This is a genomic window from Variovorax sp. IB41, assembly GCF_016405905.1.
GTDB lineage: Bacteria > Pseudomonadota > Gammaproteobacteria > Burkholderiales > Burkholderiaceae_C > Variovorax.
This window is the reverse complement of record NZ_JAEFCB010000012.1, coordinates 12,742-39,203: the sequence shown is the minus strand read 5'-3', so window position 1 is coordinate 39,203 and position 26,462 is coordinate 12,742. Positions and strand designations below refer to the sequence as shown.

24 protein-coding genes are annotated in these 26,462 nt (G+C 67.2%); 15 read left to right on the top strand and 9 right to left on the bottom strand.

The features are described from left to right. Window positions 1-14 precede the first annotated feature (14 nt). Window positions 15-1,550 (top strand): efflux transporter outer membrane subunit, encoded by a 1,536-nt coding sequence (locus tag JC881_RS20915; protein ID WP_198787616.1) that lies wholly within the window; start codon window positions 15-17, stop codon window positions 1,548-1,550. On the opposite strand, the gene JC881_RS20910 is transcribed toward JC881_RS20915, so the two are convergent. Beyond that, on the bottom strand, window positions 1,534-2,643 hold the full coding sequence (locus JC881_RS20910; protein ID WP_233101942.1) for an ROK family protein: 1,110 nt from the start codon (window positions 2,641-2,643) through the stop codon (window positions 1,534-1,536). The genes JC881_RS20915 and JC881_RS20910 overlap by 17 nt on opposite strands. Window positions 2,644-2,754: 111 nt before the next feature. Between JC881_RS20910 and JC881_RS20905 the strand changes: the two genes are divergently transcribed. Next, window positions 2,755-4,320 (top strand): ABC transporter permease/substrate-binding protein, encoded by a 1,566-nt coding sequence (locus JC881_RS20905; protein WP_198787615.1) that lies wholly within the window; start codon window positions 2,755-2,757, stop codon window positions 4,318-4,320. Between the two features lie 89 nt (window positions 4,321-4,409). On the opposite strand, the gene JC881_RS20900 is transcribed toward JC881_RS20905, so the two are convergent. The 8 genes from JC881_RS20900 to JC881_RS20865 form a co-directional block, all read right to left on the bottom strand. Further along, window positions 4,410-5,846 (bottom strand): aldehyde dehydrogenase family protein, encoded by a 1,437-nt coding sequence (locus JC881_RS20900; RefSeq protein WP_198787614.1) that lies wholly within the window; start codon window positions 5,844-5,846, stop codon window positions 4,410-4,412. A gap of 55 nt (window positions 5,847-5,901) precedes the next feature. Beyond that, on the bottom strand, window positions 5,902-6,999 hold the full coding sequence (locus JC881_RS20895; RefSeq protein WP_198787613.1) for an SMP-30/gluconolactonase/LRE family protein: 1,098 nt from the start codon (window positions 6,997-6,999) through the stop codon (window positions 5,902-5,904). A 111-nt stretch (window positions 7,000-7,110) separates the two neighbouring features. Continuing rightward, complete coding sequence (gene gudD, locus JC881_RS20890; protein ID WP_198787612.1) at window positions 7,111-8,469, bottom strand: glucarate dehydratase; 1,359 nt, start codon at window positions 8,467-8,469, stop codon at window positions 7,111-7,113. A 15-nt stretch (window positions 8,470-8,484) separates the two neighbouring features. Then, window positions 8,485-9,471, bottom strand: a complete 987-nt coding sequence (locus JC881_RS20885; RefSeq protein ID WP_198787611.1) for a Bug family tripartite tricarboxylate transporter substrate binding protein — start codon at window positions 9,469-9,471, stop codon at window positions 8,485-8,487. Between the two features lie 12 nt (window positions 9,472-9,483). Then, window positions 9,484-9,939 carry a nuclear transport factor 2 family protein gene (locus tag JC881_RS20880; RefSeq protein ID WP_198787610.1) on the bottom strand — a complete coding sequence of 152 codons (456 nt, stop codon included), beginning with the start codon at window positions 9,937-9,939 and terminating at the stop codon, window positions 9,484-9,486. 71 nt (window positions 9,940-10,010) lie between these two features. Next, window positions 10,011-10,922 (bottom strand): 5-dehydro-4-deoxyglucarate dehydratase, encoded by a 912-nt coding sequence (gene kdgD, locus JC881_RS20875; RefSeq protein ID WP_198787609.1) that lies wholly within the window; start codon window positions 10,920-10,922, stop codon window positions 10,011-10,013. Between the two features lie 56 nt (window positions 10,923-10,978). After that, entirely contained in the window at window positions 10,979-11,974 is a 996-nt protein-coding gene (locus tag JC881_RS20870; protein WP_198787608.1) for a Bug family tripartite tricarboxylate transporter substrate binding protein, read from the bottom strand. 125 nt (window positions 11,975-12,099) lie between these two features. Further along, window positions 12,100-12,978: a FadR/GntR family transcriptional regulator gene (locus JC881_RS20865; RefSeq protein ID WP_198787607.1), complete on the bottom strand. Its 879-nt coding sequence runs from the start codon at window positions 12,976-12,978 to the stop codon at window positions 12,100-12,102. A 115-nt stretch (window positions 12,979-13,093) separates the two neighbouring features. Between JC881_RS20865 and JC881_RS20860 the strand changes: the two genes are divergently transcribed. The 13 genes from JC881_RS20860 (at window position 13,094) to JC881_RS20800 (ending at window position 26,443) form a co-directional block, all read left to right on the top strand. Further along, on the top strand, window positions 13,094-13,843 hold the full coding sequence (locus JC881_RS20860; RefSeq protein WP_198787606.1) for an amino acid ABC transporter permease: 750 nt from the start codon (window positions 13,094-13,096) through the stop codon (window positions 13,841-13,843). Beyond that, a complete protein-coding gene (locus tag JC881_RS20855) occupies window positions 13,840-14,496 on the top strand; it encodes an amino acid ABC transporter permease (RefSeq protein ID WP_198787605.1) in 657 nt (218 codons plus the stop codon). Before JC881_RS20860 ends, JC881_RS20855 begins: the two co-directional genes overlap by 4 nt. Next, complete coding sequence (locus tag JC881_RS20850) at window positions 14,480-15,298, top strand: amino acid ABC transporter ATP-binding protein (RefSeq protein ID WP_443083364.1); 819 nt, start codon at window positions 14,480-14,482, stop codon at window positions 15,296-15,298. The genes JC881_RS20855 and JC881_RS20850 overlap by 17 nt, the downstream gene beginning before the upstream one ends. Before the next feature lie 60 nt (window positions 15,299-15,358). After that, a complete protein-coding gene (locus JC881_RS20845) occupies window positions 15,359-16,153 on the top strand; it encodes a transporter substrate-binding domain-containing protein (RefSeq protein WP_198787604.1) in 795 nt (264 codons plus the stop codon). A 14-nt stretch (window positions 16,154-16,167) separates the two neighbouring features. After that, on the top strand, window positions 16,168-16,989 hold the full coding sequence (locus tag JC881_RS20840) for an NAD-dependent epimerase/dehydratase family protein (protein ID WP_198787603.1): 822 nt from the start codon (window positions 16,168-16,170) through the stop codon (window positions 16,987-16,989). Then, window positions 16,979-17,869 (top strand): SMP-30/gluconolactonase/LRE family protein, encoded by an 891-nt coding sequence (locus JC881_RS20835; RefSeq protein WP_198787602.1) that lies wholly within the window; start codon window positions 16,979-16,981, stop codon window positions 17,867-17,869. Before JC881_RS20840 ends, JC881_RS20835 begins: the two co-directional genes overlap by 11 nt. 48 nt (window positions 17,870-17,917) lie before the next feature. Next, complete coding sequence (locus JC881_RS20830) at window positions 17,918-18,895, top strand: TRAP transporter substrate-binding protein (RefSeq protein WP_198787601.1); 978 nt, start codon at window positions 17,918-17,920, stop codon at window positions 18,893-18,895. 145 nt (window positions 18,896-19,040) lie between these two features. After that, complete coding sequence (locus JC881_RS20825; RefSeq protein WP_176658555.1) at window positions 19,041-19,529, top strand: TRAP transporter small permease; 489 nt, start codon at window positions 19,041-19,043, stop codon at window positions 19,527-19,529. A 9-nt stretch (window positions 19,530-19,538) separates the two neighbouring features. Then, complete coding sequence (locus tag JC881_RS20820; RefSeq protein WP_198787600.1) at window positions 19,539-20,834, top strand: TRAP transporter large permease; 1,296 nt, start codon at window positions 19,539-19,541, stop codon at window positions 20,832-20,834. 31 nt (window positions 20,835-20,865) lie between these two features. Beyond that, window positions 20,866-22,455 carry a galactarate dehydratase gene (gene garD / locus JC881_RS20815; RefSeq protein ID WP_198787599.1) on the top strand — a complete coding sequence of 530 codons (1,590 nt, stop codon included), beginning with the start codon at window positions 20,866-20,868 and terminating at the stop codon, window positions 22,453-22,455. A gap of 87 nt (window positions 22,456-22,542) precedes the next feature. Continuing rightward, entirely contained in the window at window positions 22,543-24,591 is a 2,049-nt protein-coding gene (locus JC881_RS20810; RefSeq protein WP_198787598.1) for a hypothetical protein, read from the top strand. A gap of 34 nt (window positions 24,592-24,625) precedes the next feature. Next, complete coding sequence (locus tag JC881_RS20805) at window positions 24,626-25,387, top strand: SDR family NAD(P)-dependent oxidoreductase (RefSeq protein ID WP_198787597.1); 762 nt, start codon at window positions 24,626-24,628, stop codon at window positions 25,385-25,387. Window positions 25,388-25,459: 72 nt separating this feature from the next. Continuing rightward, window positions 25,460-26,443 (top strand): Bug family tripartite tricarboxylate transporter substrate binding protein, encoded by a 984-nt coding sequence (locus tag JC881_RS20800; RefSeq protein WP_198787596.1) that lies wholly within the window; start codon window positions 25,460-25,462, stop codon window positions 26,441-26,443. Window positions 26,444-26,462 lie beyond the last annotated feature (19 nt).

Here is a 26,462-nt window from a genome sequence, read left to right as displayed (position 1 = left end):
TACGGGAGCACCTCATGCCTCTCACTTTCCATTTCACATGCAACGCGGTGGCCGCTGCCGCGCTCGCACTTCTCGTCGGCGGTTGCGCCGTGGGCCCCGACCACAAGCCCACGGAACCGCGCACGCCCGCCGACTGGTCCACATGGCACGGCGGCTCGCCCGCGTTGCTCGGTGCCGAGCGCAGTGCCGCGCCCGCGACGGCCTCCCTCGCGCCCGGCGACTGGAAGGCCTTCAACGACCCGATGCTCGACCGGCTGCAGTCCATGGTGCGCGCCGCCAACCCCGACCTGCAGACCGCCGCGCTGCGCTTCGCGCAGAGCCGCGTGCAGCGCGCCACCGCGGCCGCCCAGCGCGGCCCGCAGGTCAACGCCAGCGCGGGCGTCACGCGGCAACGGCAAAGCGAGAGCGGCGCGGCCACGCGGATGATCGATGCGCTCGGCTCCTCGGTTGCCAACAAGGACCAGCTGATCCGCACGCTCAGCGAACCCTACAACCTCTACCAGGCCGGCTTCGACGCGTCGTGGGAAATAGACCTCTGGGGCCGCGTGCGGCGCGCCGTGGAAGCGGCCGATGCCGATGCGGCCGCCTCCGCCGCGATGCTGCAGCAGGCCGAGCTCAGCGTGCAGGCCGAGCTCGCGCGCAACTACTTCGAGCTGCGCGGCACGCAGCGCGAACTGCGCATCGCGCGCGCCGACATCGCGGCCGCCGCCGAATCGCTCGAACTCGTGCAGGCGCGCGCCGATGGCGGGCTCGTCACGGACCTCGACCCCGTGCGCCAGCGCACCCTGCTGGCCGAGCTGCGCGCGCGCGTCCCGTCGCTGCTGCAGCAGGAGGCCGATGCGATGAACCGCATCACGCTGCTGATCGGTGCGGCGCCCGGCGCGCTCAACGCCGAACTGGCCGATGCGACCACCGACAGCGCAACCGATGCGCCGCCGCTGCCCGACCTCGCGCTCGGTCTCCCCGCGGACCTCGCGCGGCGCCGCCCCGACATCGCCGCGGCCGAGGCGCAGTTGCATGCCGCCACCGCGCGCGTCGGCGTGGCCGTGGCCGATCTCTATCCGCGCGTCACGCTGGGCGCGGGCTTCGGCTACGAGTCGGTGGGGAGCGATCGCTTCGGCGATTGGGGCAGCCGGCAATGGCATGTCGGCCCGTCCCTGAGCCTGCCGATCTTCGACAACGGCCGCCGGCGCAGCACCGTGGACCTGCGCGAGCTGCAGCAGCAGGAGGCGGCCGTCGCCTTCCAGCAGACGGTGCTCAAGGCCTGGCACGAAATAGACGGCGCGCTCAACGCGTACAGCGCCGAACGCCAGCGCCATGTCGAACTCATCGAGCGCGAGCGCCAGAGCCGCGATGCGCTCACGCTCGCGCATGCACGCTATGCCAACGGGCTCACCGATTTCGGCGTCGAACTCGATGCGCGGCGCGCGCTCTTGCAGGCCCGCCGCGACCACGCGCAGAGCACGAGCCGGCTGTCGGTGAGCCTGGTCGGTGTCTACAAGGCGCTTGCGGGCGGCGTGCCGCCCCGTGAACTCAGGGCAGGTTCGTGAAACTCGCGTTGCCCAACCCGGTGCCGATGGTCAGCACGCCCCAGTGCTTCACGTCGCGCATGAAGGGCAGTTCGCTCAGGCCCTGCACCACCGCATCGTTGTGCATCAGCACCAGCGTCGGCCCCGAGCCGATCATCGGCATGCGGCGCCACACTTCGCTCGGCAGATGGAAGGCATGGCTCTCCCAGTCGCCCGGCAGGTTCTGCGCGCCGCGCGCGATGGAGCCGTCCTGGCGGATGAGGCCCGGGCAGCCGATGCCGATGAAGGGCGCGAGGCGGATCTTCTTGCGCTCGCTGTAGAGCACCATCTCTTCCAGCATCTGGGCGATGTGCTCGACGATGCTGCCGCGGTTCGGGCCGTCGTCGGCGTGACGCCACTTCATGCGCCGCACCACCTTCGCGAGCGAGAAGTCGCGTGCCTTGCGGTGGCGCGTCTTGACGATGCCGCAGCGGATGTTGGTGCCGCCGATGTCCACCGCAAGGATGGCATCGTGCCCCTTGAGCATCTCCGGCGGCGTGAGGTGCACCCAGCCGATGAGGCCGCCGTCGTCCACGTTGTGCGAGAGGCGGCCCAGCTGCGCGTGCACGCCCATCTCCTCGAGGATGGCGCTGGCCTGCAGGATGGCCCGCTCGCCCACGTCGCTCTCGGGAAAGCCACCGCCGATCACGATCCGCTGCACCTTCTCCCACGAAGGCTGGCGGGTGAAGCGCTGGATCACATAGGCCAGCTCCTCGGCGAATTCCTCGATGGCGCCATGCATCACGTCGGCGGCTTCGGAGGCCTTCTTGGCCTGCAGCGCGTGGTCGAGTTCCTTCTTGCTGAGGTTGCGCGAGTGCGAGAGGCCCAGCGGGTCGCGTCCTTCCTTGCGGCGGCGCTTGCGCCAGCGTTCGAGCAGTTCCCTGAAGGCGGTCTGGCTGGCCTGGTCGCCGACGAAGCCGTCTTTGTCGCGCAGCTGGAGGCTGTAGCCGTCGACCTGCAGGCCCGGGAGTTCGCGCAGGCCGTGGACTTCGGAGCCGGGCAGGCCGCCCCTGGCGTCCTTGGTGTCCTTGGCGGTGACGGAGGAGGATTTCTTCTTCGAGGGCTTGGTCTTCATGGCGCTCGACTATGAGGCTCGCCGCACCCCGACTGCATCGGCTCCGCGCACCATGCCGTGTAGGAGATTGGCGGGTACGCCGAACGAAGCGTTGTCTATACACTGGCCCGGATGCACCTGCTCCGCAGCCTCTGGCGCGCCGCCCTGTTGGTCTCGATGGCCTGGCTTGCCGCCGCCCCCGCGCAGGCCGCGGACGAGGCGCTGCGCATCGGCTCCAAGCGTTTCACCGAGTCGTACATCCTGGCCGAGCTGCTCGCGCAGACGGCCGCGCCGCACACCGCGTCGCCGCCCGTCGTGCGGCAGGGCCTGGGCAACACGGCCATCGTCTACGAGGCGCTGCGCTCGGGGGCCATCGATCTCTATGCCGAGTACACCGGCACCATCGCGCTGGAAATCCTCAAGGGCTCGCCCGCGGACACGCGCGAGGCGATGAACGCGGCGCTCGCGCCGATGGGCCTGGGCATGGCCATTCCGCTCGGCTTCAACGACGGCTATGCGCTGGCGGTGCGCGCGGCCGACGCGGAGCGGCTCGGGCTTCGCACGCTGAGCGATCTGGCCAAGCACCCCGAGCTCAAGCTGGGCCTCTCGAACGAATTCCTCGGCCGCGCCGATGGCTGGAAGGGCCTGGCCGCGCGCTACGGCTTCACGCAGACGCCCACCGGCCTGGACCACGGCCTGGCCTACGAAGCGGTGGCCGCCAAGCAGATCGATGCGATCGACATCTACACCACCGACGCGAAGATCGACCACCTCGGCCTGCGCGTGCTCGAGGACGACAGGAAGTTCTTCCCGCGCTACGACGCGGTGGTGCTCTACAAGCTGGACCTGCCCACGCGCTTGCCCAAGGCGTGGGCCGCGCTGCAGGCGCTCGAAGGCAAGGTGGACGAGCACGCCATGATCGCGATGAATGCGCGCGCCGAGTTGCAGAGCGTGCCCTTCGATGTCATTGCGCGCGACTTCATCGCCAGCACCGGTGCATCCGGCATATCCGGCACGGCGGGCGCCGCGCAGCCGCAGGAGGCCCGGCGCGGCTTCACCGCCAAGCTCTTCGGCCCCGACCTCTGGAAGCTCGCGCGCCAGCACCTGCTGCTGGTGGCGGTGTCGGTGGGCATCGCGATATTGATCGGCGTGCCGATCGCGATCCTGGTGTTCTCGCATGTGCGCCTGCGCGCCGTGGTGCTGGGCATCGCGAGCCTGATGCAGACGGTGCCCTCGCTCGCGTTGCTGGCGGTGCTGATCTCGATGCTCGGCGCGATCGGGGCGCTGCCCGCGCTCATCGCGCTCACGCTCTACTCGCTGCTGCCGATCATGCGCAACACGGTGACGGGCCTGGCCGAAGTGCCGAACGGGCTGCGCCTGGCGGGCACCGCGCTCGGCATGACGCCGCCGCAGAGCCTGCGGCTCGTGCTGCTGCCGCTCGCGCTGCCCACGCTGCTGGCGGGCGTGCGCACGGCCACGGCGATCGCCATCGGCACGGCGACGATTGCAGCATTCATCGGCGCGGGTGGATTCGGCGAACGCATCGTGACCGGCCTTGCGTTGAACGACCGCGAACTGCTGCTGGCCGGCGCGCTGCCGGCCGCGGCGATGGCGCTCGTCAGCGAAGGGATCTTCGAGCTGATCGAGTGGACGATGCGCCGCCGCCGCAGCACACCGCCATCTTCGCTTTCGCCATGAAGCAGTCGCGCCGCCAGTAGCCGTTCACGCTGAGCCTGTCGAAGCGCCGCGCGAGGCTTCGACAGGCTCAGCCCGAACGGTTTTGCGGATCAGGCCAATGTGTAGGCCGTCTTCACCGTGGTGAAGAACTCCTGCGCGTACTTGCCCTGCTCGCGCGGACCGTAGCTCGAGCCCTTGCGGCCGCCGAACGGCACGTGGTAATCGACACCCGCCGTCGGCAGGTTCACCATCACCATGCCGGCCTGGCTGTGGCGCTTGAAGTGCGTCGCATACTTGAGCGACGTGGTGGCGATGCCGGCCGAGAGGCCGAACTCGGTGTCGTTGGCCGTGGCCAGCGCTTCCTCGTAGTTCTTCACGCGGATCACGCTCGCGACCGGGCCGAAGATTTCTTCCTTGTTGATGCGCATCGCGGCGGCCGATTCGCTGAAGAGTGCGGGCGACATGTAGTAGCCGTCGGTCTCCAGCTTCAGCAGCTCGCCGCCGGCGGCCAGCGTGGCGCCTTCGCCCTTGCCGATGGCGATGTATTCCATGTCCTGGTTCAGCTGCGACTTCGAGGAGACCGGGCCCACGTCGGTGCCCTGCGCGAGCGCGTCGCCGACCTTGATCTTCGCCATGCGCACCTTCATCGCCTCGATGAACTTCGGGTAGATGCCTTCGGTGACGATCAGGCGGCTCGATGCGGTGCAGCGCTGGCCGGTCGAATAGAACGCGCTCTGCACGCTGAGCTCCACGGCCTGCGCGAGGTCGGCATCGTCGAGGACGACTTGCGGGTTCTTGCCGCCCATCTCCAGCTGCACCTTCTTGTGGTTGGTGACGCACTGGATCGCGATGTTGCGGCCCACGCCCACCGAGCCGGTGAAGCTGATCGCATGGATGCCGGGGTGGTTGACCAGCGCCTCGCCGATCACGCTGCCGCGGCCCATCACCAGGTTGAACACGCCCGCCGGAATGCCCGAGCGGCTGATGATTTCACTCAATGCCCAGGCACTGCCCGGCACGAGGTCCGCGGGCTTCAGGACCACGCAGTTGCCGAAGGCGAGCGCGGGCGCGATCTTCCACGCGGGAATGGCGATCGGGAAGTTCCATGGCGTGATGAGGCCGACCACGCCGACCGGCTCGCGCGTGATTTCCACGCCGATGTTCGGGCGCACCGAGGGCAGCAGCTCGCCCGACAGGCGCAGGCACTCGCCCGCGAAGAACTTGAAGATCTGGCCCGCGCGCGTGGCTTCGCCGATGCCTTCGGCTTTCGTCTTGCCTTCTTCGCGCGCGAGCAGCGTGCCGAGCTCTTCCTTGCGCGCGAGGATCTCGGTGCCGATCTTGTCGAGCGCATCCGAGCGCGCCTGGATGCTGCCCGTCGCCCAAGCCGGGAAGGCGGCGGTGGCGGCGGCCACGGCGGCATCGACATGCGCCGCGTCGCCCTGCGCGTACTGGCCCAGCACGTCGGCCAGGTTGCTGGGGTTGACGTTGGGGCTGTAGCTCTTGCCGGCCAGCCATTCGCCATTGATGAGGTTGTTGAATTCAGTCATCGTCGATGTCCTTCGTTTGCCTGTTGCGGTGATGGGGATTTGGAGAATCAAAAGGCTAGGTTGCGCCTTCGGACTCCACGTAGAGGGCGTACAGCGAGTGGCTGGCCGCCATGTAGAGGCGATTGTTCTTGGGGCCGCCGAACGTGAGGTTGGCACAGCGTTCGGGCAGGCGGATGAAACCGATGGGCAAGCCTTGCGAATTGAAGATCTTGACGCCATCCATGTCTTCGGACTTCGCCTGCGGCTGATAGACCTTCATGCCGTTGCCGGCATCGGTGGGCTCGGCGGCCAGCGCGCCGTTCCAGCCCCAGCCCATCCAGAGGTTGCCGTCGCGGTCGACGCGAAAGCCGTCCAGCGCCGCGGCACCCACGCCGTCGATCAGCTTGGCCTTGTTCGACACGCTGCCGTCGGCCGCCACGTCGTAGCTCCAGAGGCTGCGGTTGGGCGTGCCCTTCCATTCGATGACGTAGAGCTTCTTCTCGTCCGGCGAGAAGGCCAGGCCGTTCGGGTTCACCAGGTCGGTGATCACCGCCGAGAGCTGGCCGTCGGGCGTGAGGCGGTACACGTTGGTGGTCGCCTGCTCGGGCGTGGCCCGCTCGCCTTCCCAGGTGCCCGAGATGCCGAAGAGCGGATCGGTGAACCACACGGTGTCGTCCGACTTCACCACCACGTCGTTCGGTGAATTCAGGCGCTTGCCCTGGAAGCGGTCGGCCAGCACGGTCACGCGGCCGTCGTGCTCGGTGCGCACCACGCGCCGCGTCAGCGAGTGCTCGCAGCTCACCAGGCGGCCCTGCCGGTCGCGCGTGTTGCCGTTGCAGTGGTTCACGTTCGACTTGTGGACCTTGAACTCGCCGGTCTTTTCCTCGTAGCGCATCAGCCGGTTGTTGGGGATGTCGCTGCACACGAGGTAACCCTCGCGCGGCAGGTACACCGGCCCTTCGGCCCAGCGCATGCCCGTGCCGACCTGCTCCAGCGTGCTGCTGTAGAGGCGGTATTTGGCAAAGCTGGGGTCGAGGATCAGCACCGCGGGGTCGGGGTAGCGCTGCTGCGGCTTGTAGGGGAACGATTGCGCGCCGGCAGCTGCGGCCATTGCGCCGAGTGCCGAGCCGGCCGCCGCCTGGAGCAGGCGACGACGGTCCATGTGGTTGTTCATGCAGTCTCCTTGACGATGTCTGTGCTTGCAGCGGGCCCCGCCCGTTCACGCTGAGCTTGTCGATGCGCCGCGCGAGGCTTCGACAAGCTCAGCCCGAACGGTGGTTGCCCATCAGCGGACCATGCAGGGCCGCTTGTTGTCGAAGGTCCAGTCGGGAATCAGGTACTGCATCGCCTGCGCATCGTTGCGCGCGCCCAGGCCGTGCTTGAGGTACAGCTGGTGCGCCTTCTCGACCTCGGCCATGTCCAGCTCGATGCCCAGGCCCCCGCGCGTGGGCACCTTCACGAAGCCCTCTTCGATCTGCAGCGGCGACTTCGTCAGGCGCTGGCCGTCCTGCCAGATCCAGTGCGTGTCGATGGCCGTCACCTTGCCGGGCGCGGCGGCGGCCACGTGCGTGAACATCGCGAGCGACACGTCGAAGTGGTTGTTCGAATGCGAGCCCCAGGTGAGGCCCCAGGCCTGGCACAGCTGCGCCACGCGCACCGAGCCCTGCATGGTCCAGAAGTGCGGATCGGCCAGCGGAATATCGACCGACTGCAGCGAGAGGCTGTGCACCATCTCGCGCCAGTCGGTGGCGACCATGTTGGTGGCGGTGGGCAGGCCCGTCGCGCGGCGGAACTCGGCCATCACCTCGCGGCCCGAGAACACGCCTTCGGCGCCGCACGGGTCTTCGGCATAGGCCATCACGCCGTGCAGGTCGCGGCACAGGCGTATCGCATCGGCCAGCAGCCAGCCGCCGTTCGGATCGAGCGTGACGCGCGCCTTCGGAAAGCGCTCGTGCAGCGCGCGGATCGCCTCGACCTCTTCTTCGCCGCGCAGCACGCCGCCCTTCAACTTGAAGTCGGTGAAGCCGTAGCGTGCATGCGTTGCTTCGGCCAGGCGCACGATCGCCTCGGGCGTCATGGCTTCTTCGTGGCGCAGGCGAAACCAGTCGTTGTCCGCGCCGGGGTCGGTCTCGTACGCCAGGTCGGTCTTCGTGCGGTCGCCCACGTAGAAGAGGTAGCCGAGCATCTGCACCGCATCGCGCTGCTGGCCTTCGCCGAGCAGGGCCGCGACCGGCACTTCGAGGAACTGGCCCAGCAGGTCGAGCAGCGCGGCCTCCACGGCCGTGACCGCATGGATGGTCACGCGCAGGTCGAAGGTCTGCTGGCCGCGGCCGCCGCTGTCGCGGCCCGCGAAGGCGCTGCGCAGGCTGTTGAGCACGGCGTTGTGGCGGCCGATGGGCTGGCCCACGATGAGATCGCGCGCGTCTTCCAGCGTCTGGCGGATCTTCTCGCCGCCCGGCACTTCGCCCACGCCGGTGTGGCCGGCGCTGTCGGTCAGGATCAGGAGGTTGCGCGTGAAGAACGGGCCGTGCGCGCCGCTCAGGTTCATCAGCATGCTGTCGTGGCCCGCGACGGGGACCACGCGCATGCCGGTGACGACGGGCGCGCCCGACACGACTTTGGAAACGGATTCAGGACTTGTCATCTTCGGGCTGGAGCCTCAGTCGGCGGTGATGTGGCGGGTGTCGATGAGCGTCTTCCATCGCGTCCACTCGCGCAACTGGAAAGCGGTGAAATCCTCGGGCGTGCTCGCGACGATCTCCAGGCCCTGGTCGAGCATGCGCTTCTTCGTCTCGGGGTCCTGCATCGCGGCGATGACGGCGTCGCCGAGCTTCTTCTTGAGCGCGGGCGGCAGGCCCTTCGGCGCAGCCACGCCTTGCCACGAGTAGACCTCCGCACCCTTCACGCCGGCCTCGGCGAGCGTGGGCACGTCGGGTAGCACAGGCGAGCGCTTGTCGCCGGTGACGGCGATCGCGCGCAGCTTGCCCGCGCGGATGTGCGGCAGCACGGCATTGACGTTCTGGAACGAGAAGTCGACCTGGTTGCCCAGGAGGTCGTTCACCGCGGGCGCGCCGCCCTTGTAGGGCACGTGCACGCCTTCGGTCTTGGTCTGCTGCCAGAAGAGTTCGGCCGACAGGTGGTCGGACGAGCCGTTGCCCGAACTCGCGAACGAGACCTTGCCCGGCGTCTTGCGCAAGAGCGCGAGCACGTCGGCCACCGTGTGCTCGGGGCGCGCGACATTCGCGACCAGCACGTTGGGCGCCTGCACGGGCACGCTGATGTAGTCGAAGTCTTTCGTCGCGTCGTAGGGCACGCTCTTCTGCAGGTGCGGCGTGACGACGAATGCGCCCAGCGACGACACCAGCAGCGTGTAGCCGTCGGGCGCTGCGCGCTTGACGAAGCCGGTGCCGATGGTGCCCGTGGCACCGGGACGGTTGTCCACGACGAAGCTGCCGCCCAGCTTGGTCTGCAGCTGCAGCGCCAGCGCGCGCGCCACCATGTCGGTGGAGCCGCCGGCGGGGAACGGCACGATGATCGTCACGGGTTTCTGCTGCGGCCATGCGTCGGCTTGCGCCGAGGCATGCAGGGGCAGCATCGCGGTGGCGGCGAGCACGAGGCCCGTCGCAAGAAGCGCTCGTCTCTGCATCCGTGCTCCAGATCAGGGGTTGACGCGAACCGCCTGGCGCGCGAGCAGCTTCCAGTTGCCGCCCTGCTTTTGCCAGACGCCCAGGATCTTCAGCGCGACCTTGCCGGGCTTGCCCGAGTCGTTGGTGTCGGCCGCGAGCGTGTGGCGCACGATGGCGGTGTTGGCATCGACCACCTTGATGGTCTGCTCGGTGATCGTGATGGTCACGAAGTCCGACTTGCCGTCCAGCAGGTCGCTGATGAAGCTGGCCTTGGTGTCCACCTTGCCGCCCGAGTGGCCGTAGCTCAGGTCGTCGGCCACCAGCGCGCCGAGCGCGGCGGCGGTCGGATCGACCATCGCGATGCGCAGGCGCTCAGCGGCCGCGGCCACCGCGGGCTGGTCCGATGCGCCGCCGCCCGCCGGCACCATCGCGCAGCCGGAGAACACGGCGGCCGAAGCGGCGATGAGGAAGAGTTTCTTGATGAGCATGTCGTTGCCTGCGTTGTTGTTGATTGATGTTGTCGACTGCGAGACTGCGAGACCGCGGAACGCGGCGCCGTTTACTGCGGGCCGAGCGTGGCGATCAGCGCCTTGAGCTCTTCCATCTCTGCGGGCTTCAGATCGGTCAGCGGTGCGCGCACCGGGCCCGCGTCGTGGCCGACGATCTTGGCGCCGGCCTTGACGATGCTCACGGCGTAGCCCGGCGTGCGGTTGCGCAGCTCCAGGTAGGGCATGAAGAAGTTCTTCAGCAGGCGGTGCTGCGTGGCGAGGTCGTCGTTGGCCACCGCGTGATAGAAGTCCATCGCCGTCTTGGGGATGAAGTTGAAGACGGCCGACGAGTACACCGGCGTGCCCATGGCCTTGTAGGCCGCGGCATAGACCTCGGCGGTCGGAAGGCCCCCCAGGTACGCGAAGCGGTCGCCCATCTTCTGGTAGATCGCGACCATCGCCTCGATGTCGCCCACGCCGTCCTTGAAGCCGACGAGGTTCGGGTTGCGTTCGGCCAGGCCGGCGAGCGTGTCGGGCTTCAGGCGGCTCGAGGCACGGTTGTAGACGATCACGCCGAACTTCACGCTCTTGCACACCGCTTCCACGTGCGCGGCCAGGCCTTCCTGCCCGGCTTCGGTGAGGTAGTGCGGCAGCAGCAGGATGCCGTGCGCGCCGGCCTTCTCTGCCGCCTGCGCGCACTGGATGGCAAAGCGCGTCGGACCGCCGGCGCCGGCAATGATCGGCACCACCCCGCGGCAGGTGTCCACGGCGGTCTTGATGATGCCGGGGTACTCGTCGCCCGTCAGCGAGAAGAACTCGCCCGTGCCGCCCGCGGCGAACAGCGCGCTCGCGCCGTAGGGCTGCAGCCATTCGAGGCGCTTGATGTAGCCCTGCGCGTTGAAGTCGCCGTTGCTGTCGAAGTCGGTCAACGGGAACGAGAGCAGGCCGGAGCCCATGATGGTCTTGAGTTCTTGCGGGTTCATCGGGAAACGTCCAGTGAAAATTTGAGAAAGAAAAATGAGGGTGGATGAGCCGCCGGTCAGTCGAGCTTGACGCTGGCCTCTTTGATCACTTGCGCCCAGCGCGCGCGCTCCTTGGCGAAGAACTGGTCCTGCTCGGGCGCGGTCATGGTCACGACCTCGGCGCCCTGCCCTGCGAGGCGGGCGCGGATGTCGGGGGTGCGGATGATGCGGGTGAGCTCGCGGTTCAGGCGCGCGATCACCGCATCGGGCACGCCGCGTCCGGCGACCACGCCCTGCCAGGTTCCCGACTCGTAGCCGGGCGCGCCCTGCTCCGCGATGGTCGGCACGCTGCCGATCAGCGGCATGCGCGTGGCCTTGGACACGGCGATCAGCTTGAGCTTGCCGGCCTGCACCTGCGGGTAGGTGGCCAGCATGCCGTTCATCAGCACCTGCGTCTGGCCCGAGACGGTGTCCAGCACGGCCTGCACGCCGCCCTTGTAGGGCACGTATTCCCACTTCGCGCCGACCTTGCGCTGCAGCTCGATGCCGGCCAGGTGCGCGGTGCTGCCGCTGGCGGTGACGGCGAAGTTGAGATCGCTTTTCCTGGAGAGCTCGACCAGTTCCTTGAGCGTGCTCGCCTGCACCGAGGGATGCACCACCAAGAGGTGCGGCGAATAGGCCAGCATGCCCACGCTGCGCAGGTCCTTGGACGGATCGAACGGCAGCTTGGGATAGAGCGAGGGGCTGATGGCCAGCGCGCCCAGGTCGCACAGCATCAGCGTGTAGCCGTCGGCCGGCGCCTTGGCCAGCAGGTCGGCGCCCAGGTTGCCGTTGGCGCCCGCGCGGTTGTCGATGATGACCGACTGCCCCAGCGCTTCCGACAGCGGCTGGCTGATGGCACGCGCAATGATGTCGGACGAGCCGCCCGGCGGGTACGGAACGATGATCTTGATCGGCTTGGACGGCCAGTTGCCGCTGCCGCTGGCGCCCTGTGCGAACGCGCGCACCGGCAGGCTGGCGGCCAGGGTCGTGGCCAGGGCGGCGCCGAGTGCGCCGCGTCGGTTGATGGTCATGCGGATGCCTCCAGTTGTTCGATGTGCCCCATGGCTTCGCCCGGATGCCCGAGCGAGTGATCAGTCATCGTACAACTACAAAAACAACTTGTCCAGACTTGGACCCAAAAAATTCGACGAAGGGGTTAGTTGTCGGACGAAGCGGCGCCCGCGCCGCCGCCCTTGCCCGCCGCGCCCGCACCCGCGCCACCATCGGCTTTCGCCTTCTGCTGCTGCGCGGCCTCCTGCGCGATGCGCAGGCGCTCGCGGCTGTTGGTCAGGTGGATGCGCATGGCGGCGCGCGCCGACTCGGGGTCGCGACGCGCGATGGCCGCATAGATCTCTTCATGCTCGCGGTTCACGCGGCTCAGGTACGCCCCGCCGTCCTGGATGCGGATGGCGCTGATGCGCGTGCGCGGAATGATCGTGGTGCCCAGGTGCCGCATGATGTCGGCGAAATACGGGTTGCCGGTCGACTGCGCGATCTGAAGGTGAAAACGGAAATCGGGCGCAACGGTGTCACCGGCGATCGTCACGTTGTGCTCGAAGTCGTCCAGCGCCTGGCGCATGGCCACCAACTGCTCCTCGGTGCGCCGGCTCGCGGCGAGCCCGGCCGATTCGGTCTCCAGGCTGATGCGCAGCTCCAGCACGGCCAGCACGTCGACCGACGCGGCGATCTCGCCCGGATCGAGGCGAAACACCCCGCCCGGCCGCGGCTGCAGCACGAAGGTGCCGACGCCGTGCAGCGTTTCGACCAGCCCGCCGGCCTGCAGCTTGGAGAGCGCCTCGCGCACCACGGTGCGGCTCACGCCGTAGGCCTGCATGATGGCCGACTCGGTGGGCAGCTTGTCGCCCGGGCGCAGCGACTGGCTGCGGATCTTGTCGCCCAGGTCTTCCACCAACCCGTGCGCCAGGCCCCGGGCACGCTGGCGCGGCCGCCCCACGAAGGCCGCGGGGCCGGCTGCCGGACCGGCTTTCGCCGGCGCATCTGGAACCAAGGGATTACCCGCAGTCGTCTGAACCATGGCCACGATGATAATCTCCAATTAGTTGTACGACAACCGATAACTTAACACTCTGACATCTTCTGAAGCCGCTTCGCAAGCCTCTTGAGGGCATTGCGGTCTCTTCGGCACTCACATGAAGTATTCCCTCGACTTCGCTCCGCTGGCATCGTACTGGCCCGTTTTCATCAACGGCGCATGGCTCACGCTCAAGATGACCGCTTTGGCGGTCGTTGTCGGCGTTTGCGTCGGAACACTGGTCGCGTTCGCCAAGCGCAGCCAGATCAAGCCCCTCGCCCGTGCCTGCACGGTCTACATCGAGATCGTGCGCAACACGCCTTTCCTGGTGCAGATCTTCCTCCTGTACTTTGGGCTGGCGAGCTTCGGCGTTCGCATGCCGACCTTCGCGGCCGCGGTGCTGGCGATGGTGATCAACATCGCGGCCTATGCCGCGGAGATCATCCGCGCGGGCCTCGAATCGGTGCCGCGCGGGCAGATCGAGGCGGCCGAGTGCCTGGGTCTTTCGAAGTGGCGCATCGGCTGGCATGTGATGCTGCAGCCGTCCATCGAGAAGGTGTACCCCGCCCTCACGAGCCAGTTCCTCTTGATGATGCAGGCCTCGGCCATGGCCTCGCAGATCTCGGCCGAAGAGCTCACCGCCATCGCCAACACCGTGCAGTCGGACACCTTTCGCTCGCTGGAGACCTACATCGTGGTCGCGGCGCTGTACCTGGTGCTCTCGCTCTTCATCAAGCTGGTGACCTGGGCGCTCGGCGAGTACATGTTCCGCCGCCGCCGCGTGGTGCGCCGCGCGGCCGCGCAGGCCGGCAAGGCGCAGCCGGTTGCATCGACGGCGGCCGTCGCGATCCACGGGGGCGCGGCATGAGCCTCGGCCATTTCACCTTCACGCACCTGATGTACCTGGTGCAGTCGATCGGCTGGACGCTGCTGCTTTCCGCGCTCGCCTTCGTGCTGGGCGCCATCGGCGGCTTCGGGCTGATGCTCGCGCGCATCTCGCCGCGCGCGTGGCTGCGCTGGTTCGCGGTGGTCTACATCGAATGCATCCAGGGCATTCCGCTGCTGATCCTGCTGTTCATCGTGTACTTCGGGCTCTCGGTGTACGGCCTCTCGCTGCCCTCGCTGGTGGCCGCGGGCATCGCGATGATGATCTACGTGAGCGCGTACCTGGGCGACATCTGGCGCGGCTGCATCGAGGCCATGCCCAAGCCGCAGTGGGAAGCCTCCGAGTGCCTGGCGTTCTCGCGCTGGCAGACGCTGCGCCTGGTGATCATTCCGCAGGCCGTGCGCCTCTCGCTGCCGCCCACGGTGGGCTTCCTGGTGCAGATCATCAAGATGACATCGCTCGCCTCGGTGATCGGCTTCGTGGAGCTCACGCGCGCCGGCCAGATCATCAACAACACCATCTTCCAGCCCTTCCTGGTCTTCTTCCTGGTCGGTGCTTTCTATTTCGCCTTGTGCTATCCGCTGTCGCGTTGGAGCGAAGCGATGGAGAAGAAACTCAATGTCGCCAATCGATAAGCCGTCGCCGAGCCGTTCTCAAGTCGGCTTTGCCGCCCCCTCGGGGGGTGGCGAAGCACACGAAGTGGCAAGCCGGGGGGCCATAGTGAAGCTGGACCACGTCTACAAGAGCTTCGGGGCCAACCAGGTCTTGAAGGGCGTGTCCTTCGAAGTCGCCAAGGGCGAGATGATCGCCATCATCGGCGCCAGCGGCTCGGGCAAGAGCACCGCGCTGCGCTGCATCGACCGGCTCGAGGTGATCGACAAGGGCACCATCGAGGTCTGCGGCATCCGCGTGGACAGCCCCAACGTCGACCTGAAGCGGCTGCGCCTCGAAGTGGGCATCGTGTTCCAGAGCTACAACCTGTTCCCCCACCTCACGGTGCAGGAGAACATCATGCTGGCGCTGCGCCACGTGAAGAAGCAGTCGCGCGGCGAAGCGGCCGACGTGGCGATCCGCGTGCTCGACCAGGTGGGCCTCAAGGCCAAGGCCGACGCCTATCCCGAACAACTCTCCGGCGGCCAGCAGCAGCGCGTGGCCATCGCGCGTTCGCTCGCGATGTCGCCCAAGGTCATGCTGTTCGACGAGGTGACCTCCGCGCTCGATCCGCAACTGACCGGCGAAGTGCTGCGCGTGATGGAAGACCTCGCGGCCGGCGGCATGACCATGCTGCTGGTCACGCACGAAATGGCTTTCGCCAAGCGCGTGGCCGACCGGATCATCTACATGCACCAGGGCACCGTGTGGGAAACCGGCCCCGGCGAAATGCTCGACGCGCCCAAGACGCCGGAGCTGCATGCCTTCCTGAACAACGGGCTGTAAGCAGGCAGCCCGGGCCCCTTTTCTCGCTACTCCCATACCAACTTACACCAGGAGACATTCATGAAACTCGGCACCACCTTCACCCGCACCTGCATCGCGCTGGCCCTCGTGGCCGGCGTTGCGCAGGCCGCCATGGCCGACCAGCTGGACGACATCAAGAAGGCCGGCAAGATCCGCGTGGCCATCGCGATGGGCACGCCCCTGTTCAGCTTCGCCGACGCCAACCTGCAGCCCACCGGCTCCGACGTGGACACCGCCACGCAACTGGCCAAGGACCTGGGCGTGAAGCTGGAGATCGTCTCCATCACCAACGCCGCCCGCGTGCCCACGCTGCAGGCCCAGCGCGCGGACCTGGTGATTGCCGACCTCTCGATCACGCCCGAGCGCGAGAAGGTCGTCGACTTCTCTACGCCCTACGCGGTCATCAGCATCATCGTGGGCGGCCCCAAGAGCATCAAGGTGGCCGACTACGCCGACCTGAACGGCAAGCGCATCGGCTTGACGCGCGCGACCGTGAACGACTCGCTCACCACGCAGCAGGCCAAGGGCGCTGAGATCGTGCGCTACGAGGACGACGCCACGCTCATCACCTCGATGGTCACGGGCCAGATCGACCTCTTTTCCAGCACGCCCTCGAACCTGAGCGAAATGATCAAGCAGGCCCCGGCCAAGAACCTGGAGCTGAAGTTCTCGCAGAAGGATTTCGACCTGGGCATCGCGCTGAACAAGGAGCAGCCCAAGCTCAAGGAATGGGTCAACAACTGGGTCGTGGCCAACCAGAAGAGCGGCAAGCTCAACGCCATCTACAAGAAATACCACGGCCGCGACCTGCCGGAACGCATCACCAAACTGTGAATGGACGAGTGACGATGGAAGCTTCGAACAAGAAACTCAACCGGCTGCTGCTGACCGGCGCGGCCGGGGGCCTGGGCAAAGTGCTGCGCGAACGGCTCAAGCCCTGTGCGAACGTGCTGCGCCTCTCGGACATCGCATCGCTGGCGCCAGCCACCGATGCGAGCGAAGAGGTGGTGCCCTGCGACCTCTCGGACAAGGCCGCGGTGCATGCGCTGCTGCAGGATTGCGACGCGATCGTGCACCTGGGCGGCGTGTCGGTCGAGCGGCCGTTCGAGGAGATTCTCGAAGCTAACATTTTGGGCATCTTCAACGTCTACGAAGCGGCGCGCCGCCACGGCGTCAAGCGCGTGGTGTTCGCGAGCTCCAACCACGTGATCGGCTTCTACAAGCAGAGCGAGCACATCGATGCGCACGCGGCGCGCCGGCCCGACGGGTATTACGGCCTCTCGAAATCGTTCGGCGAGGACATGGCGCAGTTCTACTTCGACCGCTGGGGCATCGAGACGGTGAGCATCCGCATCGGCTCCTCGTTCCCCGAGCCGCTCAACCGCCGGATGATGAGCACGTGGCTGAGCTACCGCGACCTCACGACGCTGATCGAGAAGTCGCTCTTCACGCCCGACGTGAAGCACACCGTCGTCTACGGCAGGTCGGCCAACCGCGACGTGTGGTGGGACAACAGCGCCGCCGCGCACCTGGGCTTCGTGCCGCAGGACAGCTCGGAGGTGTTCCGCGACAAGGTCGAGGCGCAGCCGCCCGTTGCGCCCACCGACCCGAACGCCATCTACCAAGGCGGCGCCTTCACCGCTCAGGGCCCCTTCGGCGATGAAGGCTGAGCTCGTTCTCGACGCGCGCAACGGCACCGGCGAAAGCCCGGTGTGGCACGCCGGGGAGCAGGCGCTCTACTGGGTGGACATTCCCGCGCGCACGCTCAACAGCTGGCACGCAAGCGAGGGCCACACGCATTGGCAGGCCGATGAAATGATCGCCTGCATCGCACCGCGCGCCGACATTCCCGGCGCATGGATCGCGGGCATGGAAAGCGGCCTCTTCTCGCTGCTGCCGCAGGCCGACGGAACGCTGGCGAGCACGCTAATCGCGCCCGTCGCGCACGCGGCGCCGGCCATGCGCTTCAACGACGGCCGCTGCGACCGCCGGGGCCGCTTCTGGGCCGGCACGATGCTGCTGGACATGGCCGCGGGCGCACGCGTGGGCCGCCTGTACAGCTACGGCAAGGACAGCGACACCGCCACCCTGCAGCTGGACGATCTCATCGTGCCCAACGGCCTGGCCTTCAGCCCCGACGGCCGCACGATGTACCTCTCGGATTCGCACCCGAGCGTGCAGGCGATCTGGGCCTTCGACTACGACACCGACAGCGGCACGCCGAGCAACCGCCGCCTCTTCGCCGACATGAAGCCCCTGCCCGGCCGCCCCGACGGCGCGGCGATCGACGTCGATGGCTGCTACTGGATCTGCGGCAACGACGCGGGCCTGGTGCACCGCTTCACGCCCGACGGCCGCCTGGACCGCTCGCTCGAAGTGCCGGTGAAAAAGCCCGCGATGTGCGCCTTCGGCGGCCCCGCGCTCGACACGCTCTTCGTCACCTCGATCCGCCCCGGCGGCATCGATCTCTCGGACCAGCCGCTGGCCGGCGGCGTGTTTGCCCTCCGGCCCGGCGTGGCGGGCATGCCCGAGCCGGCGTTCGGCGGCTGAGCTTTTCTTTTCACGTTTTCGATAACCACCAAGCAGAGGAAGAGACAAATGAAACTCCACAAGACCCTGATCGCACTTGCCGTCGGCGCCGCAGCCGCGCTGTCCTCACTGGCTGCCAGTGCCACCGAGTTCCGCTCGGCCGACATCCACCCCGACGACTACCCGACCGTGACCGCGGTCAAGTTCATGAGCGAACGCCTGAAGGCGCTGTCGGGCGGCAAGCACACCATCAAGGTGTTCAACAACAGCTCGCTCGGCAGCGAGAAGGACACCATCGAGCAGACCAAGATCGGCGCGCTGCAGATGGTGCGCGTGAACATCGCCCCCATGAACAACATCTGCGCCGAGACGCAGGTGCCGACCATGCCCTTCCTGTTCCGCTCGGTCGATCACCTGCACAAGGTGCTGGACGGCCCGATCGGCGAGGAGATCCTCAAGTCGTGCGAGAAGCAGGGCTTCATTGGCCTCGCGTACTACGACAGCGGCGCGCGCTCGATGTTCACCGCCAAGAAGCCGGTGCGCACCTTCGCCGACATGAAGGGCCTGAAGGTCCGCGTGCAGCAGTCGGACCTGTGGGTATCGATGCTCGAAGCCATGGGCGCCAACGCCACGCCGATGCCCATGGGCGAGGTGTACACGGGCCTGAAGACCGGCCTGATCGACGCGGCCGAGAACAACTACCCCACCTATGAAAGCGCCCGCGCCTTCGAAGTGGCCAAGTACTACAGCAAGACCGAGCACTCGATGGCGCCCGAGATGCTGCTGTTCTCCAAGCGCGCGTGGGACAAGCTCTCGCCCGAAGAGCAAGGCTGGATCCGCCAGGCCGCCAAGGAATCGGTGCCCTACATGCGCAAGCAGTGGGAAGAGCGCGAAGTGAAGTCGCTCGCCACGGTGAAGGCCGGCGGCGCCGAGATCATCGAAGTGGACAAGGCCCCGTTCCAGGCCGCGATGAAGCCGGTGTACGACAAGTTCATCACCGACGCGAAGCTCAAGGACCTGGTCAAGCGCGTCCAGGAAACGAAGTAACGCAAGCAAGTCAGTTGCATTGGCTCCTTCCCCTCTGCGGGAAGGTCGGGATGGGGGCACGACGGCGCGGGAGCAGATACGCCGCTGGCCCCCACCCCCGCCCTCCCCCGGAAGGGGAGGGAGAAAGACAAAGAGAAGAACTCACATGTACACCAAACTTTGCCGCACCCTCGCCCGTGCCTGCATGTGGTTGGGCATCCTCGGTCTCGTCGCGGTAATCTGCGCGGTGAGCTGGCAGGTGTTCGGCCGCTACGTGCTCAACAACACCCCGACCTGGGCCGAGAGCCTGGCGCTGCTGCTGGTGCTCTACGTCACGATGTTCGGCGTGGCCGTCGGCGTGCGGGACGCGGGCCACATCGGCCTGGAATCGTTCCTCGTGCTCGCGCCCGACTGGCTGCGCCTGAAGATGGAATACCTCATCCACGCACTGATCCTCGTCTTCGGCCTGGCCATGGCGTGGAATTGCGCCTCGCTCGCCGAATCGGTGTGGGACTACCGACTGCCCACGCTGTGGATTTCGGAAGGCTGGAAATACGTGCCCGCGTCGATTGCCGGCGTGCTCATCGTGATGTTCTCCATCGAACACATCATCGCCCTGGCCCAAGGCCGCGAAGTCGAACCCGCCTGGGGCTGAAACCGCATCATGACGATCCCTCTCCTCATTCTCTGCATCTCGTTCACGGTCTTCCTGCTCCTGGGCGTGCCGGTCGCTTTCTCGATCGGGCTGTCGGCCCTGGCCACGCTCCTGTATGAAGGCCTGCCGCTTGCGGTGGGCTTCCAGCAGATGACCTCGGGCATGGGCATCTTCTCGTTCCTTGCGATTCCGTTCTTCATCTTCGCCGGCGAGCTGATGCTCTACGGCGGCATCGCGGACCGCATCGTCAACTTCGCGCGCAACCTGGTGGGCCATGTGCGCGGGGGCCTGGGCATGTCGAACGTGGTGGCCTGCACGCTCTTTGGCGGTGTCTCGGGCTCGCCCGTGGCGGACGTCTCGGCCATGGGCGCCGTGATGATCCCGATGATGAAGAAGGAGGGCTACCACGCCGACTACGCAGTCAACGTGACGACCCACGCGGCCCTGGTCGGCGCGCTGATGCCGACCAGCCACAACCTCATCATCTATTCGCTGGCGGCGGGCGGCAAGGTGTCGATCGCGGCGCTGATCCTGGCGGCGCTGCTGCCGGCGGCCGTGCTCACCATCAGCAACCTCGCGGCCGCCTACCTGGTAGCGGTGAAGCGCGGCTATCCGGCCGGCAAGTTCCCGGGCTGGGACATCGTGGCGCGCTCGTTCGCGGCGGCGCTGCCGGGCCTCTTCATCGTGGTGCTGATCCTCGGCGGCATCCTGTCGGGCATCTTCACGGCGACCGAATCGGCCGCGGTGGCGGTGCTCTATGCGCTGGCGCTCACCATCTTCGTGTACCGCACGCTGAAGTGGGAGCACTTCATCAAGGCCGCCTCGAAGGCGGTGCGCACCACGGGCGTGATCCTGCTTTTGATCGGCATCTCGAGCACCTTCGGCTACCTCATCAGCCTGTACGGCGTGGCCGAGCTCACGGGCCAGATGTTGTCGCAGGTGACCACCACGCCGTGGATGATCTTCCTGCTCATCAACATCATCCTGTTCGTGCTGGGCACCTTCCTGGACATGGCCGCGACGATCCTCCTGTGCACGCCGATCTTCCTGCCGATCGCCCAGCACTACGGCATGACCTCGGTGCAGTTCGGCGTGGTGATGCTGATCAACTGCGCGCTGGGCCTGAACACCCCGCCGGTGGGCACCACGCAATTCGTGGGCTGCGCGATCGGCGGCGTCTCGGTGGGCACGGTGATGAAGACCATCTGGCCGTTCTACGGCGCACTGATCTTCGCGCTCGGCGTGGTCACCTTCGTGCCCGCGTTCTCGACCTGGCTGCCCGGCCTGTTCATGGTCGTGAAGTAAGCAAAGAAGCCAAGAAGGAAAGGGCCCCGCGATGGCCGATACGAACACCCGCCCCCCGCTCTACATCCGCATCCACGCGGCCGACAACGTCGCCATCGTCGCGAACGACGGCGGCCTGAAAACGGGCGCGGCGTTCGCCGACGGCCTGGTGCTGGTGGACAACGTGCCGCAAGGCCACAAGGTGGCGCTCGCCGACTTGGCCGAAGGCGACGCCATCGTTCGCTACAACGTGGTGATCGGCTATGCGCAGAAGGCGTTGCCGCGCGGCAGCTGGGTGCACGAGCGCGTGATGCGCATGCCCACGGCGCCCGAGCTCGAAGGCCTGCCCATCGCGACCGTGAAGCCGCCCGCCATGCCGCCGCTGGAGGGCTACACCTTCGAGGGCTACCGCAATGCCGACGGCTCGGTGGGCTCGCGCAACATCCTGGCCATCACGCAGACCGTGCAGTGCGTGGCCGGCGTGACCGAGTTCGCGGTGCAGCGCATCAAGTCCGAGCTGCTGCCGAAGTATCCCAACGTCGACGACGTGGTGGCGCTGGAGCACAGCTACGGCTGCGGCGTCGCCATCGACGCGCCCGACGCGATCGTGCCGATCCGCACGCTGCGCAACATCAGCCTCAACCCCAATTTCGGCGGCGAGGTCATGGTGGTGAGCCTGGGCTGCGAGAAGCTGCAGCCCGAGCGCCTGCTGCCGCCCGGCACCATTCCCATCGCCGACCAGCGCGGCGAAGGCGCCGCGTCCAATGCGGCCGATGCGGCGCTCGACGTGGTGTGCCTGCAGGACGACGCGCATGTCGGCTTCATGTCGATGATCGATTCGGTGATGCGGCAGGCCGAGGTGCATCTCGCGCGGCTGAACGCGCGCCGCCGCGAGACCGTGCCCGCGAGCGAGCTGGTGGTGGGCGTGCAGTGCGGCGGCAGCGATGCCTTTTCCGGCGTGACCGCGAACCCGGCCGTCGGCTTTGCCACCGACCTGCTGGTGCGCGCGGGCGCCACCGTGATGTTCTCGGAGACCACCGAGGTGCGCGATGGCATCGATCAACTCACCTCGCGCGCGTCGTCGCCCGAAGTGGCCGAGGCCATGATCCGCGAGATGGCCTGGTACGACGCCTACCTGCAGAAGGGGCGCGTGGACCGCAGCGCCAACACCACGCCGGGCAACAAGAAGGGCGGCCTCTCCAACATCGTGGAGAAGGCGATGGGCTCGATCGTGAAGTCGGGCTCCGCGCCGATCTCGGGCGTGCTCTCGCCGGGCGAGAAGGTCAGGCAGAAGGGCCTGATCTACGCGGCGACGCCCGCCAGCGATTTCATCTGCGGCACGCTGCAACTGGCCGCGGGCATCAACCTGCACATCTTCACGACCGGCCGCGGCACGCCCTACGGCCTGGCCGAAGTGCCGGTCATCAAGGTCGCCACGCGCAGCGACCTTGCGCGCCGCTGGCACGACCTGATGGACGTGAACGCGGGCCGCATCGCCGACGGCGACGCCACCATCGAGGACGTGGGCTGGGAGCTCTTCCGGCTGATGCTCGACGTGGCCAGCGGCAAGAAAAAGACCTGGGCGGAGCACTGGAAGCTGCACAACGCGCTCGTGCTCTTCAACCCCGCACCCGTGACCTGATGAGGAGGTGACGGCGGCAACCTGATCCGGATGGCGCGGCGGAGGAGCCGGGCCTGGTTTTTTTCTTACAACAGAAGGAGATAGAGGATGCAGAAACCCAAGCTGGTAGTGAGCCTGATCGCGGGTGCCGCCCTGCTCGCCGCGTGCGGCGGCGGAGGTGGTGGGGGCGGCGTGTCTTTCCCGCCCATCGCGGTGAATCCGTCGGCCCCTGCGCCGGCGCCGCCCGCCGAGACGCCCGTGGACCCCGAAGTGCTCGCGGCCCAGCCGAAGTTGTCGAACAAGCCGATGGACGACATCGTGCGCGAGAACCTGCTGCCCACCATCGACCGCCTCTTCGAGCAGGTGCGCGCGCAGGGCATCAAGACCGTGATCCAGGGACAGGAGGTGTTCGCGCCCACGAGCGGCGACAAGTTTCTTCCGGGCAAGGTCGCCATCGGTTTCTCGTACCTGCTGCTGAACACCCCGCCCTCGGACCCGAAGTACCAGACCTACCTGGACGGCTACCGCGAGATCGCGGACATCACCATCGATTCGACCAACGACAGCTGGGGCATCTACTACTACATGTCGGCGCTGTGGAAGCTCAAGAAGGCGGGCCTCCTGGACGGCGCGAGCCCCGCGATCAACGCGGGCACGCTCGACAAGCTCAAGGTCAAGCTGGACTGGCGCGCCTTCGTCAACCCGGCCGACTATTCGCTGATCAACCTGCCCACCAACTACTACGGCGTGGCCTTCAGCATCGCGCGCCTGCGCTTCCTCATGGGCTGGGAAGGCCCCGAGGCCAGCGAGGCGCTGCTGCAGAAGATGATCAACCACTACAAGACCTTCTCGGCCTTCGGCTTCTCCGACGAGACCGACGGCAGCGGGCGCTTCGACCGCTACAGCATCTTGCTGATCGGCGAGATCATGCAGCGCCTGATCGAGACCGGCATGACGGTCTCGGCCGAGGACGAGGCGTCGCTCAAGGGGTGGCTGCGCCAGTCGGTGGACGTGATCAAGGCCCGGCTCAACCCGGCCGGCAACGGCGTGGACTTCGGCCGCAGCCTCGCGGGCTACGCCGACACGGCCTTCGCCGAAGTGCTCTCGGCCGCCGAGCACGAGAACGTGCTCAGCGCCGAGGAAAAAGACATCGCCTACGCCTTCGCCACGCGCATCACGGCCAAGTACGTGGAGTTCTGGTACGACGCCGAGGCGGGCTCGCTCAACATGTGGAACAAGGGCCGGCGCGTGGACAGCTACCGCGGCATCGCGCGCATCCTGGGCGAGAACCTGAGCCTGTCGCACCAGCTCATCTACACCAACAACCTGTGGAAGAGCGCGGGCTATGCGCAGAAGCCGCCGGTCTCGACGCAGACATTCCTCGCCTACCTGGACAAGCTGCCGCGCTCGACGCTCACCAAATTCGCCGGCTTCGACGGCCAGCCCGCCACTTATGACCGCGGCCTGGTCACCTACCGCGACGGCCTGCGCGTGATCAGCCTGCCGGTGGTGAACGGCGCGGCCACCTACCACCGCACCAACCCGTACTTCGCGGTGCCCTTCTCGTACAACATGCTCTCGGGCGTGGCCGACACCCGCTGGCCGCAACTGCAGCCGCAATTCACCTTCGTGAATGCCGGCACGCCGCAGGTGCTGATTCCGGCGTCCTACCAGAAGAACCTGAAAGTGCTCGATGCCGGCAAGGTGCTGGTGGTGAACTACGAGCAGGACGCGATGGACCGGGTGGTGGGCACCAGCAGCGGCGGCAATCCGTTCAAGGACGCACGCATCACCTCCTCCACCGCCTACACCTTCGAGCCGGGCCGGATCACCCGCGTCGATACCTACACGCCCGTGGGCACGCTGGACATCGGCAAGGTCGAGATGGAGTTCGGCTCGTACTCGGACGGCGTGACCGCGCTGGGCAACAACAGGTTCAGCTACGCCAACGGCGACGTGCAGGGCTTCGAGGTCGAGGGCCTGCAGGACTGCGCGCCGGTCGACGTGAGCGCCAACGCGGACTACAACACGCCCACCGGCGCGCTCAAGACCAGCATCCGCTGCAGCGCGCCGGCCTTCAGCTTCAGCACGCCGCTCACCATCAAGTGGGTGCTGAAGTACCGCTCGCCCAGCGTGGCGTCCATATCGCCGCGCTGACCTTCTTCTTTCGCTCTCATCAACGGAACCCCTCATGGAAGACCTCAAGGACAAGACCGCGCTCGTCACCGGCGCCAGCACCGGCATCGGCGCCGCTGTGGCCATCGCCTTCGCCGCGCGCGGCATGCGCGTGGCGGTGCACTACAACAGCTCGGCCGATGCGGCGAACCAGGTCGTCGCGACGATCCGCGCCGCCGGCGGCACTGCGTTCGCAGTGAAGGCCGACGTGCGCGACACCGGCGCGATCCGCGATTGCGTGAAGCAAACCCAGGCGGAGTTCGGCCGCATCGACGTGCTGGTGAACAACGCGGGTAGCCTGGTCAAGCGCGTGCCCATTGCCGAGTTCGACGATGCGCTCTTCGACGAGGTGATGCACATCAACGCGCGCTCGGTGCTCGCGTTCTGCCGGGAGGTGGTTCCCCTGATGCGCACGCAAGGCGGGGGCAACATCATCAACGTGACCTCGGTCGCGGCGCGCACCGGCGGCGGTCCGGCCGCGTACCTGTACGCGGGCTCCAAGGGCTTCGTGAGCACCGCGACGCACGGCCTCGCGAAAGAGCTGGTGGGCGACCGCATCCGCGTGAACGCGGTGGCGCCGGGCGTGATCCAGACGCCCTTCCAGGACCGCTTCTCGACGCCCGCGATGCTTGAGAACTTCAGGGCGAGCATTCCGATGGGGCGCATCGGCGAGCCCGAGGAATGCGTCGGTGCGTTTCTTTACCTGGCCTCGAAGCAGCTCTCGGGCTATGTGACGGGCCAGGTCATCGAGGTGAATGGCGGGCAGTACATGCCCTGACATTTTTTGGAGAGACGGCCCCGTCGCGGGGCCGTTCGTGGATCAGATCAACAAACGGAGACAAGAGACATCATGAAAAGAAGCGCATTCATCCGCGGCCTCACGGCCCTCTCGGCCACAGCCACCCTTTCGCTCGGGTTGGCCTCGACGGCCTTCGCGCAGGCGGCCAACGACTTTCCGAACCGCTCGATCGAACTGCTGGTGCCCTACCAGCCGGGCGGCGGCACCGACGGCCTGGCGCGCGCGTTCTCGGAAGCCAGCCGCAAGCACATCTCGCAGAGCATCGTGATCGTCAACCGCCCCGGCGCGGGCGGTGCCATCGGCTGGACCGAGGTGATCAACGCCAAGCCCGACGGCTACAAGCTCGCGGTGCTCACGGTCGAGCTGCTCACGCTGCCGCACCTGGGTCTTGCGAAATTCAACTACGACGACTTCCAGCCGATCGCGCAGCTCAACGCCGATCCGGCCGCGATCACGGTGAAGGCCGATGCGCCGTGGAACACCATCGAGGAGTTCCTCGCCGCCGCGAAGAAGTCGCCCGAGGGCATCCGCGTGGGCAACTCGGGCAACGGCTCGATCTGGCACCTGGCGGCCGCCGCGCTGGAAGACAAGACCGGCACGAAGTTCGGCCACATTCCGTTCCAGGGCGCGGCGCCCGCGGTGCTCGCGCTCCTGGGCGGCCACATCGAGGCCGTGGCGGTGAGCCCGGCCGAAGTGACGACGCACGTGCAGGGCGGCAAGCTCAAGGTGCTGATGGTGATGGCCGACAAGCGCGTGAAGGGCTTCGAGAAGGTGCCCACCGCCAAGGAGCGCGGCATCGACCTGTCGATCGGCACCTGGCGCGGCATCGGCGCGCCGAAGAACACGCCGCCCGAAGTGATGGCCAAGCTGCGCGAGATGACCGCCAAGACGGCCGCCGAGCCGCTGATGCACGAAGTGATGGACAAGCAGAACCTGGGCTACGTCTACACCGACGGCGCCGTGTTCAAGGAGACGCTGGCCAAGGACAACGTGTACTTCAAGCAGCTGATCACCAAGCTGAACATCAAGCCATGACCCGGCCCTCGGAGACCCA

Bases quoted from the DNA above. Each gene is read 5' to 3' on its own strand.
- JC881_RS20915 (WP_198787616.1), top strand. From the start codon at position 15: ATGCCTCTCACTTTCCATTTCACATGCAACGCGGTGGCCGCTGCCGCG.
- JC881_RS20910 (WP_233101942.1), bottom strand. From the start codon at position 2,643: ATGAAGACCAAGCCCTCGAAGAAGAAATCCTCCTCCGTCACCGCCAAG.
- JC881_RS20905 (WP_198787615.1), top strand. From the start codon at position 2,755: ATGCACCTGCTCCGCAGCCTCTGGCGCGCCGCCCTGTTGGTCTCGATG.
- JC881_RS20900 (WP_198787614.1), bottom strand. From the start codon at position 5,846: ATGACTGAATTCAACAACCTCATCAATGGCGAATGGCTGGCCGGCAAG.
- JC881_RS20895 (WP_198787613.1), bottom strand. From the start codon at position 6,999: ATGAACAACCACATGGACCGTCGTCGCCTGCTCCAGGCGGCGGCCGGC.
- gudD (WP_198787612.1), bottom strand. From the start codon at position 8,469: ATGACAAGTCCTGAATCCGTTTCCAAAGTCGTGTCGGGCGCGCCCGTC.
- JC881_RS20885 (WP_198787611.1), bottom strand. From the start codon at position 9,471: ATGCAGAGACGAGCGCTTCTTGCGACGGGCCTCGTGCTCGCCGCCACC.
- JC881_RS20880 (WP_198787610.1), bottom strand. From the start codon at position 9,939: ATGCTCATCAAGAAACTCTTCCTCATCGCCGCTTCGGCCGCCGTGTTC.
- kdgD (WP_198787609.1), bottom strand. From the start codon at position 10,922: ATGAACCCGCAAGAACTCAAGACCATCATGGGCTCCGGCCTGCTCTCG.
- JC881_RS20870 (WP_198787608.1), bottom strand. From the start codon at position 11,974: ATGACCATCAACCGACGCGGCGCACTCGGCGCCGCCCTGGCCACGACC.
- JC881_RS20865 (WP_198787607.1), bottom strand. From the start codon at position 12,978: ATGGTTCAGACGACTGCGGGTAATCCCTTGGTTCCAGATGCGCCGGCG.
- JC881_RS20860 (WP_198787606.1), top strand. From the start codon at position 13,094: ATGAAGTATTCCCTCGACTTCGCTCCGCTGGCATCGTACTGGCCCGTT.
- JC881_RS20855 (WP_198787605.1), top strand. From the start codon at position 13,840: ATGAGCCTCGGCCATTTCACCTTCACGCACCTGATGTACCTGGTGCAG.
- JC881_RS20850 (WP_443083364.1), top strand. From the start codon at position 14,480: ATGTCGCCAATCGATAAGCCGTCGCCGAGCCGTTCTCAAGTCGGCTTT.
- JC881_RS20845 (WP_198787604.1), top strand. From the start codon at position 15,359: ATGAAACTCGGCACCACCTTCACCCGCACCTGCATCGCGCTGGCCCTC.
- JC881_RS20840 (WP_198787603.1), top strand. From the start codon at position 16,168: ATGGAAGCTTCGAACAAGAAACTCAACCGGCTGCTGCTGACCGGCGCG.
- JC881_RS20835 (WP_198787602.1), top strand. From the start codon at position 16,979: ATGAAGGCTGAGCTCGTTCTCGACGCGCGCAACGGCACCGGCGAAAGC.
- JC881_RS20830 (WP_198787601.1), top strand. From the start codon at position 17,918: ATGAAACTCCACAAGACCCTGATCGCACTTGCCGTCGGCGCCGCAGCC.
- JC881_RS20825 (WP_176658555.1), top strand. From the start codon at position 19,041: ATGTACACCAAACTTTGCCGCACCCTCGCCCGTGCCTGCATGTGGTTG.
- JC881_RS20820 (WP_198787600.1), top strand. From the start codon at position 19,539: ATGACGATCCCTCTCCTCATTCTCTGCATCTCGTTCACGGTCTTCCTG.
- garD (WP_198787599.1), top strand. From the start codon at position 20,866: ATGGCCGATACGAACACCCGCCCCCCGCTCTACATCCGCATCCACGCG.
- JC881_RS20810 (WP_198787598.1), top strand. From the start codon at position 22,543: ATGCAGAAACCCAAGCTGGTAGTGAGCCTGATCGCGGGTGCCGCCCTG.
- JC881_RS20805 (WP_198787597.1), top strand. From the start codon at position 24,626: ATGGAAGACCTCAAGGACAAGACCGCGCTCGTCACCGGCGCCAGCACC.
- JC881_RS20800 (WP_198787596.1), top strand. From the start codon at position 25,460: ATGAAAAGAAGCGCATTCATCCGCGGCCTCACGGCCCTCTCGGCCACA.